Raw genomic sequence first — 10,845 nt, forward strand, 5'->3', positions numbered from 1 at the left:
CCACCCCACCCTGGCCCTCCCCATGAGGGGAGGGGAATCAGGGGTTACACTCAGCCTTCAGCCTTCAGCCTTCAGCCTTCAGCCTTCATCCTTCAGCCTTCAGCCTTCAGCCTTCATCCTTCCGGAATGGGGGTCCGACCGGTCAATCAAAACTGGCGATTCCATCGAGCACTTGGCGGATCTCCGCCACCGACGGATACCTCGCCTCCCATTCATCGGCAAAGCCGCCATGGCAGGTCAGGCGCATCACGTCGGGCTGTCGTTCGGATCCCAGCTGATAGTGAACAAAGCGGGAGATGGGCGGCGGGCCGCCATCGTCTTCGTCGGCCAGCATCAGAAACGTGGACGCCACCTGGAGCGGGGCGGCCCTGCGCACGACGGTGACATAGCCCAGGCGAAAGCCGGTCACCAGGAACGCGTCCGGCTCGATGCGCGCTGTGCCGTCACTCAGTGTGCGGACCTCGAAGTTGCAGTGGGGGTAATAGATGTTCATGCGTGTCTTGCTGACGACGCGGCCGTCCTGGATGAACACCCGGGCGGCGTGACGCGGGATGTCAATCGGCTGTTGCAGGGTGATGGTGCTGCCGGTCGCGATCCGGGAATAGGGGGATTGCTCGTCTTTGACCGTGACCGGCGCGCAGGCCGTTAGGGCCAGGACGATCAGGGCGACGCCCGCGATTCTTGCCATGGCTGCAAACCTCGTTCCAGTGGATGACATGATTCCTTTGACCTTGCCCGGGCCCCCCTGTTCACACCGCCGGGAGCGGACCTTGAGATGTAGGCCGGACCCGCTCATGTTACCCTTTGCGGCTTTCCAATCACCCGTTTCTGTGCATTCGGTACCGACCCATGAGTCCATTCCTGCAAACCGCCATCGAGGCCGCCGTGGCCGCCCAGAAGGTCATTCAGCGATTCTACCGGGAGGACATACCGGTGGAGCTCAAGGCCGACAGGAGCCCGGTTACGATTGCGGACGTGGAGGCCGAGAAGGCCATCAAGGCGGTCATCACTGACGTGTTCCCGACTCATGGGTTCTATGGCGAGGAGACGGGGCTCACCCGGGGCAGCGCCCCTTACACGTGGCTGATTGACCCCATCGACGGCACCAAGAGTTTCGTGCGCCAGTACCCCTTTTTCTCGACCCAGATCGGGCTGATGCACGACCATGAACTGGTGCTGGGTGTGTCCAGCGCACCCGAGTTCCAGGAGATTGCGTACGCGGAAAAGGGATTGGGCGCCTATCTAGCCGACAGGCCGGTCCGGGTCAGCGGGGTGGAGGACTTCCCGGATGCCACGCTGTCGCTTGGCAATATCCAGACGCTCGCGGGCGGCGAGGGCTGGAATCGGCTCGGGCGCATCGTGCAGCAGGTAAACCGGACGCGGGGTTACGGGGACTTCTATCACTATCATTTGCTCGCGTCCGGGCGCATCGACCTGGTGATCGAGTCGGATGTGAATATCCTGGATATCGCCGCCCTGGCGGTGGTCGTGCGCGAGGCAGGTGGTGTGTTCACCGACCTGCAGGGCCGGGACCTGACGCTTGAGACCACGAGTGTGCTGGCGGCCGCCACGCCCGCCCTGCACGCCAAGGCACTGGATGTGCTCAACGGCAGAATCTGACCGGCTCTGCTGCTGTCCTGTCTCTATTGATCCCCCTCATGTTACCGACGAATCCGGTGTGCGAAGCTGGCGCACCGGCGGAGTCATCCATAAATCTGTACATATAACAGGGCAATTCCATGAGATACGAAACCCTCGACGCCTTCATGGCGAACGTGGTCGCGCGCAATCCGGGCGAGGACGAGTTCCATCAGGCCGTGGCCAAGGTCATGCAGAGCCTGTGGCCATTTATCCGGAACCACCCCCGGTACGCCGAGCACAGCCTGCTGGACCGGCTGGTGGAGCCGGAGCGCAGCATCGTTTTCCGTGTCTCCTGGGTGGATGACAAGGGCGAGGTCCACGTCAATCGCGGTTATCGCGTTCAGCACAGTTCTGCCATCGGTCCGTACAAGGGCGGGCTGCGTTTTCATCCCTCGGTGAACCTGTCGATCCTCAAGTTCCTGGCCTTCGAGCAGACGCTGAAGAATGCGTTGACCACCCTGCCCATGGGGGGCGGCAAGGGTGGCTCGGATTTTGACCCCAAGGGCAGGAGTGCGAACGAGATCATGCGTTTCTGCCAGGCGTACATGACGGAGCTGTACCGCCATCTGGGAGCCCATACGGACGTGCCGGCCGGGGACATCGGGGTGGGCGCGCGCGAGATCGGCTACATGACCGGCATGCTGAAGAAACTCACCAATCGCACCGACTGCGTGTTCACGGGCAAGGGGCTCAGCTACGGGGGATCGCTGATCCGCCCCGAGGCGACCGGTTACGGGACGGTGTACTTCGCCGAAGAGATGCTGCGCCGGGTCAAGCGCAGTCTGGAAGGGTTGCGCGTGGCCGTGTCCGGCTCGGGGAACGTGGCCCAGTACGCGGTCGAGAAGGCCATGTCCCTGGGTGCGACGGTGGTGACGGTCTCCGATTCGGACGGCACCGTGGTGGACGAAGACGGTTTCACCGCCGAGAAGCTCGGGGTGTTGATGGACATCAAGAATCGCCAATATGGTCGGGTGAGCGACTACGCGGAGCGGGTGGGCGCGCAGTTCCACGCCGGGAAGCGGCCATGGACCGTGCCTGTGGACGTGGCTTTGCCGTGTGCGACGCAGAACGAACTGGACGGCGACGATGCCGCCGCGCTGGTGAAGAACGGGGTGATATGCGTTGCCGAGGGCGCCAACATGCCCGCCACCAACGATGCGATCCGGGTCTTCGACGACAACGACGTGCTATATGCGCCGAGCAAGGCCTGCAACGCAGGCGGGGTGACCGCCTCGGGGCTCGAAATGAGCCAGAACGCCATGCGCCTGTCCTGGCCCCACGAGGAACTCGACCGGCGCCTGCAGGACATCATCCGCGGCATCCATGGCGCCTGTATCGAACACGGCACCCGTGACGACGGCAGCGTGAACTACGTGGATGGCGCCAACGTGGCCGGCTTCGTCAAGGTGGCCGATGCCATGCTTGCGCAGGGTGTTGTCTGAAGGTCGAGGTCCAAGGCGTTTTACCACGAAGCACACGAAGGGCACGAAGAAAGGATGATGGGCTGTTGGGGTCCGGTTCGTCCCGGACTTCAGCTGCCTGTATCGGCGTCCGGTTGCTTCGTCAGGCCCAAAGGCAATGTCTCTCGCAAAGACGCGAAGCTCGCAAAGGAGAGATCATTTCATCATTCTTGTGTCTTCTTGGCGGGCTTCGCGTCTTTGCGAGAGAGCGTTCCTTTTCTCAACGAAGCCACCGAACTAACGGATCAACCTGCAAAGTCAGACACCCCCGACCCACACAGCCCATGGTGTTCCTTCGTGCCCTTCGTGCGCTTCGTGGTGAATGGCCCTGCTTGCCGTTCAATAGCCGAAGATGAACTCACAAGGTGTCCCAGATCCCGTCCCGGAGCCCCTCGGCGGGGCGGAAGTCGGCCTTGTAGGCCATCTTCGGGCTTTCGGCGATCCAGTAGCCCAGGTAGACATGGGGCAGGCCCAGGCGCCGGGCCTCGGCGATCTGCCAGAGGATGGCGTGGGTGCCCGGGCTGCGGCCGGATTCCTCGGGGTCGAAGTACGTGTATACGGCGGAAAGCCCGTCCGGCAGGCGATCGCACACCGCCACGCACACCAGCCGGTCGCCGGCGCGGAACTCCACCAGGTCGGTATCCGACCACTCGGAACTGATGAACCGCCAGTATTCGCGGGGCGAAGGGTTGTCCATGCCCCCGCCTGCATGGCGGGTGTCCACGTAGCGGCGGTACAGGTCGAAGTGCTCCTCCCGGGGCGCCGCCGGGGCGCAGTGCACGGTGAGGTCCTTGTTGCGCCGCCACACCCGCCGCTGGGCACGGTTCGGGCGGAAGCGTTCTACGGGCACGCGGACTGCCACGCAGGCATTGCAGCCGGGGCACTGGTGGCGGTAGACGTGCCGGCCGCTGCGACGGAACCCGGCCTGTGCCAGCTGCCCGTAAACGCCCGTATCCATCTCCGCCCGCGGGTCTGCGAACACGCTCATCATCTGCCGATCCGGAAGATAGGGGCACGGCTCCGGGGGCGTGATGTAGAAGTGGAGGGGGGCGGTCTCGATGCGCATTGTAAGGGCATATTCAAGATTCAAGATTCAAGATTCAAGGGGTGCTCGGCGCCGGTCAGTCACTGGCTCCATCCGAGTCACCACAGATCCCCCATTGAATTTTGAATTTTGAATCTGGAATCGCTTCTACATGATGCCTGTCAAGGCCGTCGGGGGCCTTGTGTCCATTGGCTTTGCAGGGTGACGCAGGGGTCCGTTTGCGGACACGTGTTAAAATGCGCGGCTTGCCAGGCACGCAACCCACGGTACGGAGTTTCATGACCGACGATCGCACACGACTGCTGGAAACCCACATCAAGGAGCGGATTCTCGTCCTGGACGGCGCCATGGGCACCATGATCCAGGGCTACGGACTGGACGAATCCGACTATCGCGGAGAGCGCTTCGCCGACTGGAAAAGCGACCTCAAGGGCAACAACGACCTGCTGGTGCTCACCCGCCCGGACGTGATCGGGGAGATCCACGGCCAGTACCTGGAGGCCGGCGCCGATATCCTCGAGACCAACACCTTCAACGCCACGCGCATCGCCATGGCCGACTATGCCATGGAAGAGATGGTCCCGGAGATCAACCGTGAGGCGGCACGCATCGCCCGCGAGGCGGCCGACGCCTGGACGGAGAAGAATCCCGACAAGCCCCGGTTCGTGGCCGGCGTGCTGGGCCCCACCAACCGCACGGCCAGCATCTCCCCGGACGTAAACGACCCGGGCTTTCGCAACGTGGATTTCGACACCCTGGTGGCGGCCTACCGTGAGGCGGCCGAGGCCCTCATCGAGGGCGGCGCGGACCTCCTGCTCATCGAGACCGTGTTCGACACGCTCAACGCCAAGGCGGCCGTCTTTGCCGTGGAAACGCTGTTCGATGACACGGGTAAACGGTTGCCGGTGATGATCTCGGGCACCATCACGGATGCCTCGGGCCGTACGCTCTCCGGCCAGGTGACCGAGGCCTTCTGGAACAGCCTGCGCCATGCGCAACCGTTCTCCTTCGGCCTGAACTGCGCACTGGGCCCGAAGGAGCTGCGCGCCTACGTGGAGGAGTTGTCCAACATCGCGGACACGAACGTCTCCGCCCATCCCAACGCCGGTCTGCCGAACGAGTTCGGGGAGTACGATCTCATCCCGGAACAGATGGCGGAGCACATCCGCGAGTGGGCGGAGTCCGGTTTTCTGAACATCGTGGGCGGCTGTTGCGGCACCACGCCCGATCACATCCGCGCCATCGCCGGGGCCGTGGCGGATGTCGCGCCGCGCAAGGTGCCTGAAGTGCCTGCCGCCTGCCGCCTGTCCGGTCTCGAACCCTGCAACATCACGGAAGACTCCCTGTTCGTCAACGTGGGTGAGCGCACCAACGTGACCGGCAGCGCCCGCTTCAAGCGCCTGATCAAGGACGGCGATTACGAGATCGCGCTGGAAGTGGCCGCCAGCCAGGTGGAGAACGGCGCGCAGATCATCGACGTGAACATGGACGAGGGCATGCTGGATTCCCAGGCCGCGATGGTGCGGTTCCTGAACCTCGTGGCCGCGGAACCGGACATCTCCCGGGTACCGGTGATGATCGACTCCTCCAAGTGGGAGGTGATCGAGGCTGGCCTCAAGTGCATCCAGGGCAAGGGCATCGTCAACTCAATCTCGCTCAAGGAAGGCGAGGAGACCTTCATCGAGCATGCGAAACTGGTGCGCCGGTACGGCGCCGCGGTGATCGTCATGGCCTTCGACGAGCAGGGCCAGGCGGACACGAAGGAACGCAAGGTGGAGATCTGCGAGCGGGCCTACCGCATTCTCACGGACAAGGTGGGCTTCCCGGCCGAGGACATCATCTTCGACCCCAACATCTTTGCCATCGCCACCGGCATCGAGGAGCACAACAACTACGGCGTGGACTTCATCGAGGCTACCCGGGAGATCAAGCAGCGCCTGCCCCACGCGCTGGTCTCCGGCGGCGTCTCCAATGTCTCGTTCTCCTTTCGCGGCAACGAGCCGGTGCGCGAGGCCATCCACGCGGTGTTCCTGTATCACGCCATCCATGCCGGCATGGACATGGGCATCGTCAACGCCGGTCAGCTGGCGGTCTATGACGAGGTCGACAAGGAGCTGCGCGAGCTGGTGGAGGACGTGGTGCTCAACCGACGCGAGGACGCCACGGAGCGCCTGCTGGAGGTCGCCGAGCGCTATCGCGGCGAGGGCGGCGAGGCGAAGAAGGAGGATCTCGAGTGGCGCAAGCTGCCGGTGAAGAAACGCCTTGAACATGCGCTGGTCAAGGGCATCGACACCCACGTTGTGGAAGACACCGAGGAAGTCAGGCAGCAGGTGGATCACCCGATCCAGGTGATCGAGGGCCCGCTCATGGACGGCATGAACGTGGTGGGCGACCTGTTCGGCGACGGCAAGATGTTCCTGCCCCAGGTGGTGAAGTCCGCCCGGGTGATGAAGAAGGCCGTTGCGCACCTGATTCCCTTCATCGAGGCGCTCAAGAAAGAGGGCGACCGGCCCAACGGCAAGGTGCTCATGGCCACGGTCAAGGGCGACGTGCACGACATCGGCAAGAACATCGTGGGCGTGGTGCTCCAGTGCAACAACTTCGAGGTCATCGACCTGGGCGTGATGGTGCCCGCCCAGAAGATCCTCGACACCGCGAAGGAACAGGACGTGGATGTGATCGGCCTGTCAGGCCTGATCACGCCTTCGCTTGAGGAGATGGCCCACATGGCCAAGGAGATGGAACGCCTGGGCTTCTCCATCCCGCTGTTGATCGGCGGGGCGACCACCTCGCGTGCCCACACGGCGGTCAAGATCGAGCCCCATTATTCGGGACCCACGGTGTGGGTGAAGGACGCCTCGCGCGCGGTGGGCGTGGTGCAGAGCCTGATCAGCGACAGCACCCGCGATGACTACGTGGCGAAGATCCGCGCAGACTACGAGGAGGTACGGGTCAACCATGCCGGGCGCCAGAAGACCCAGAAATGGCTGACCCTGGAACAGGCCCGCGAGAATCGCGCGCCCATCGACTGGCAGGGCTATCAGCCGCCGCGCCCGAAGGCGTTGGACGCTCCGCCCGCCGAGAAGGGGATCACCGTGCTCCACCCCTGCGGGCCGGACAGCGTGGTCATCCGCTTCGACGATTATCCGCTGGAGGAACTGAAGGACTACATCGACTGGACGCCGTTCTTCCACGCCTGGGAGTTGCACGCCGCCTATCCGCGCATCTTCGAGGACGAGGTGGTGGGCGAGGAGGCGAAGAAGCTTTTCAAGGACGCCCGGGACATGCTGGAGAAGATCATCGGCGAGGGCTGGCTCAAGGCGCGCGGCGTGATCGGGTTCTTCCCCGCGAACAGCGTGGATGCCGACGATATCGAGCTGTACAGGGACGAGGATCGGAAGCAGCCGCTGATGCGCCTGCACCACCTGCGCCAGCAGACCGAACGCCGGGGCAAGGGCCCCAACCAGTGTCTGGCCGACTTCATCGCGCCCCGCGACACGGCACTGCCGGACTACCTGGGTGCGTTCGCCGTCACCGCCGGCATCGGCATCGACGAGCACGTGAAGCGCTTTGAGGCGGCCCACGACGATTACCATGCCATCATGCTCAAGGCCCTGGCGGACCGCCTGGCCGAGGCATTTGCCGAGCGTATGCACGAGCGCGTGCGCCGGGAGTTCTGGGCGTATGCACCGGAAGAGCACCTGGACAACGACGCACTCATCCGCGAGCAGTATCAGGGCATCCGCCCGGCGCCCGGCTATCCGGCCTGTCCGGAACACACCGAGAAGGGCCTGCTCTGGGAGCTGCTGGACCCGGTGGAAAACGCCGGCATGAGCATTACCGAGAGCTACGCCATGCTGCCCACCGCCGCCGTCTCCGGCTGGTATTTCGCCCATCCCGAAGCCAAGTATTTCAACGTGGGCAAGATCAACCGCGACCAGGTGGCCTCCTACGCGAAGCGCAAGGGCATGAAGCCCGCCGAGGCCGAGCGCTGGCTCGCCCCGAACCTGGGGTACGAGCCGGAAGACTGAGCCCGAAGCCGGAGCCCGAAGCCTGCGGCTCCGGGAAGGATGAAGGTGGAAGGATGAAGGTTGAAGCCTGAATGCTGAGTGCTGAGTGCTGAGTGCTGAGTGCTGAGTGCTGAGTGCTGAATGCTGAATGCTGAATGCTGAATGCTGAATGCTGAATGCTGTACCTCCGCGTGTCGCACGACTTCCAGGGATTATAGGCAGGATTCCGGCTCACCCCAGTCCTCACAGGAGTTCCCATGCCGCAGCTGATGTTCTACGAAAACGTCGTCCCGCTGAATCGCGAGACGCACAGGAACCTGCGTCTCGAGCGTGCCGAGGGCGACTGCAGTTTCGCCGCCGGGACCGGCTTCGTGCCCGTGGCCGGTGTGGAGTTCTTTCAGGCGGCCCGGGACTACCCGGTGCTGATCTCGGGCAAGGGCGACGACCTGGCCCCAGTGGCCCTGCTGGGACTGTCCCAGGGCCGCAACCTGTTCGTCGACCCGTCCGGTAGATGGAGCTACGGCTGCCACGTGCCTGCCTTCGTGCGCCGCTACCCCTTCGTGCTGGCCAAGGGCAAGGACGACAACTTCACCGTATGCATCGACGACCAGTACAAGGGCTTTCAGGGCGACTCCGGCGAACCCCTGTTCGATGCCGACGGTAAGGAGACGCCGTTCCTGCGCGATACCATTGCCTTTCTGCAGAGCTTTCTCACCGAAATGGAGCGCACCCAGGCGTTCATGAAGCGCCTGCGCGAACTGGACCTGCTGGTTGCGCGTGACATGCAGCTGACCGACGCACGGGGAAAATCATTTCTCCTCAAGGGGTTTTTCGTGGTGGACGACACCCGGCTGAACGCCCTGGATGACGAGGTGATCCTCGAGTTTCACAAGGCCGGATACTGGCCCTGGATCTACGCGCACCTGTTCTCGTTGGGCAACCTGAGCCGATTGCAGGACCGGGAGCAGGTGACCGGCTGACAGCCCCTGCACGGGCATCACAACGACTTGCGCTTCGGTTATGCTCGCAGGTGATCAACCCCCTGCCGGAGAGTATCCATGGCCAATCGGCCCGAGGACATTGTCCAGGCGGACGAACACCGCCTGAAGCTTCGCAACACCCGGCCCGAGGACTACGAGGCCGTGCACGAGATCATGGAGAAGGTCTACCGGGTCCTGGACGGATCCTGGAGCCGGGAACAGTTCGAGTCCCAGATATCCCGCTTCCCGGAAGGCCAGATCTGCATCGAGGATCACGGCAGGCTCGTGGCCGCGGCCATCAGCATGATCGTGGACTACGACCGCTGGGGCGATCGCCACACCTACAAGGCCATCACCGGCAACGGCTACCTCACCACGCATGATCCCAACGGCGATACCCTGTACGGCGTGGACGTGTTCGTGCATCCGGACTACCAGGGTCTGCGCCTGGGGCGGCGTCTGTACGATGCACGCAAGGAGTTGTGCGAGAAGCTCAATCTGCGCCGCATCGTGGCCGGAGGACGCATTCCCGGCTACGTGGACTATCAGGACCGGATGTCACCGCAGCAGTATGTGGAACTGGTCAAGCGCAAGGAACTCTACGATCCCATCCTGACCTTCCAGCTCTCCAACGATTTCCACGTCCGGCGCCTGATCACGGGTTATCTGCCGGACGATGTGGAATCCAAGGCCTATGCGGCCCTGATCGAGTGGATCAACATCTACTACGAGGAAAAGGAGAAGCTGATCGGCGGGGCCAAGCAGACAGTTCGCGTGGGCGCCGTGCAATGGCAGATGCGTCCGATGCCAAGCATCGATGACCTGTTCCAGCAGCTGGAATATTTCGTCGACGCGGTGTCCGGCTACCAGGCCGACGTGATCCTGTTCCCGGAGTTCTTCAACGGTCCGCTCATGGTGCAGTTCAACCAGGACAATCCCGCGGAGGCCATCCGCCACCTGGCCGAATTCACAGAGCCCGTGCGCCAGGAGATGGTGCGCCTGGCGCTGGCCTACAACGTCAACATCATTGCCGGCAGCATGCCGGAGTATGACGGAAAGTTCCTGCGCAACGTGTCCTATCTGTGCCGACGGGACGGCACCTGGGACAAGCAGTACAAGGTGCACACCACGCCGGACGAACAGTCCTACTGGGGGCTGCAGGGCGGCGAGCAGGTGCGGGTGTTCGACACCGATTTCGGCAAGATCGGCATCCTCATCTGTTACGACGTGGAGTTCCCGGAGCTGCCCAGGCTGATGGCGGACCAGGGCCTGCAGATCCTCTTCGTGCCCTTCTGGACCGACACCAAGAACGCCTATCTGCGCGTGCGCCGCTGCGCGCAGGCACGCGCCATCGAGAACGAATGCTATGTGGTGATCTCCGGCTCGGTGGGCAACCTGCCGCGTGTGGAGAACATGGACATGCAGTACGCCCAGGCGGCGGTGTTCACGCCCTCCGACTTCGCGTTCCCCCACGACTCCATCGCCGCCGAGGCCACGCCCAATACGGAAATGACGCTCATCGTCGACCTGGATCTGGACAACCTGAAGGATCTGCGCGAACACGGCAGCGTGCGCAACCTGCACGACCGGCGGCTGGACCTGTACCGGGTGAGCTGGCTGGGGGGAAGAAAGGATGAAGGTTGAAGGTTGAATGAAACCACCCCCTCTGGAAGGTGGAAGGATGAAGGCTGAAGGTTGAATGAAACCAC

General features: G+C 63.4%; 7 protein-coding genes. 5 read left to right on the forward strand and 2 right to left on the reverse strand.

The window, feature by feature from the left end:
• Positions 1 to 142: 142 nt before the first annotated feature.
• On the reverse strand, positions 143 to 688 hold the full coding sequence (locus tag B1C78_RS09170) for a hypothetical protein (RefSeq protein WP_077278862.1): 546 nt from the start codon (positions 686 to 688) through the stop codon (positions 143 to 145).
• Between the two features lie 161 nt (positions 689 to 849).
• Between B1C78_RS09170 and B1C78_RS09175 the strand changes: the two genes are divergently transcribed.
• Positions 850 to 1,620, forward strand: a complete 771-nt coding sequence (locus tag B1C78_RS09175; protein ID WP_077278863.1) for an inositol monophosphatase family protein — start codon at positions 850 to 852, stop codon at positions 1,618 to 1,620.
• A gap of 119 nt (positions 1,621 to 1,739) precedes the next feature.
• On the forward strand, positions 1,740 to 3,083 hold the full coding sequence (gdhA, locus tag B1C78_RS09180) for an NADP-specific glutamate dehydrogenase (protein WP_077278864.1): 1,344 nt from the start codon (positions 1,740 to 1,742) through the stop codon (positions 3,081 to 3,083).
• Between the two features lie 376 nt (positions 3,084 to 3,459).
• Here gdhA and B1C78_RS09185 read toward each other — a convergent pair whose 3' ends face one another.
• Positions 3,460 to 4,161 carry an arginyltransferase gene (locus B1C78_RS09185; RefSeq protein ID WP_217698025.1) on the reverse strand — a complete coding sequence of 234 codons (702 nt, stop codon included), beginning with the start codon at positions 4,159 to 4,161 and terminating at the stop codon, positions 3,460 to 3,462.
• Positions 4,162 to 4,424: 263 nt separating this feature from the next.
• On the opposite strand from B1C78_RS09185, the gene metH reads away from it, so the two are divergent.
• The 3 genes from metH (at position 4,425) to B1C78_RS09200 (ending at position 10,780) form a co-directional block, all read left to right on the forward strand.
• Positions 4,425 to 8,177, forward strand: a complete 3,753-nt coding sequence (gene metH / locus B1C78_RS09190; protein ID WP_077278866.1) for a methionine synthase — start codon at positions 4,425 to 4,427, stop codon at positions 8,175 to 8,177.
• Positions 8,178 to 8,413: 236 nt separating this feature from the next.
• Complete coding sequence (locus B1C78_RS09195; protein ID WP_077278867.1) at positions 8,414 to 9,136, forward strand: SapC family protein; 723 nt, start codon at positions 8,414 to 8,416, stop codon at positions 9,134 to 9,136.
• A 78-nt stretch (positions 9,137 to 9,214) separates the two neighbouring features.
• Positions 9,215 to 10,780 (forward strand): bifunctional GNAT family N-acetyltransferase/carbon-nitrogen hydrolase family protein, encoded by a 1,566-nt coding sequence (locus tag B1C78_RS09200; protein WP_077278868.1) that lies wholly within the window; start codon positions 9,215 to 9,217, stop codon positions 10,778 to 10,780.
• Positions 10,781 to 10,845: the final 65 nt, after the last annotated feature.

It is taken from the genome of Thioalkalivibrio denitrificans (genome assembly GCF_002000365.1).
GTDB classification, from domain to species: Bacteria; Pseudomonadota; Gammaproteobacteria; order Ectothiorhodospirales; family Ectothiorhodospiraceae; genus Thioalkalivibrio_A; species Thioalkalivibrio_A denitrificans.

Excerpts from the sequence above, each read along its gene's own strand:
- B1C78_RS09170 (WP_077278862.1), bottom strand. The coding sequence starts at position 688 with ATGGCAAGAATCGCGGGCGTCGCCCTGATCGTCCTGGCCCTAACGGCC.
- B1C78_RS09175 (WP_077278863.1), top strand. The coding sequence starts at position 850 with ATGAGTCCATTCCTGCAAACCGCCATCGAGGCCGCCGTGGCCGCCCAG.
- gdhA (WP_077278864.1), top strand. The coding sequence starts at position 1,740 with ATGAGATACGAAACCCTCGACGCCTTCATGGCGAACGTGGTCGCGCGC.
- metH (WP_077278866.1), top strand. The coding sequence starts at position 4,425 with ATGACCGACGATCGCACACGACTGCTGGAAACCCACATCAAGGAGCGG.
- B1C78_RS09195 (WP_077278867.1), top strand. The coding sequence starts at position 8,414 with ATGCCGCAGCTGATGTTCTACGAAAACGTCGTCCCGCTGAATCGCGAG.
- B1C78_RS09200 (WP_077278868.1), top strand. The coding sequence starts at position 9,215 with ATGGCCAATCGGCCCGAGGACATTGTCCAGGCGGACGAACACCGCCTG.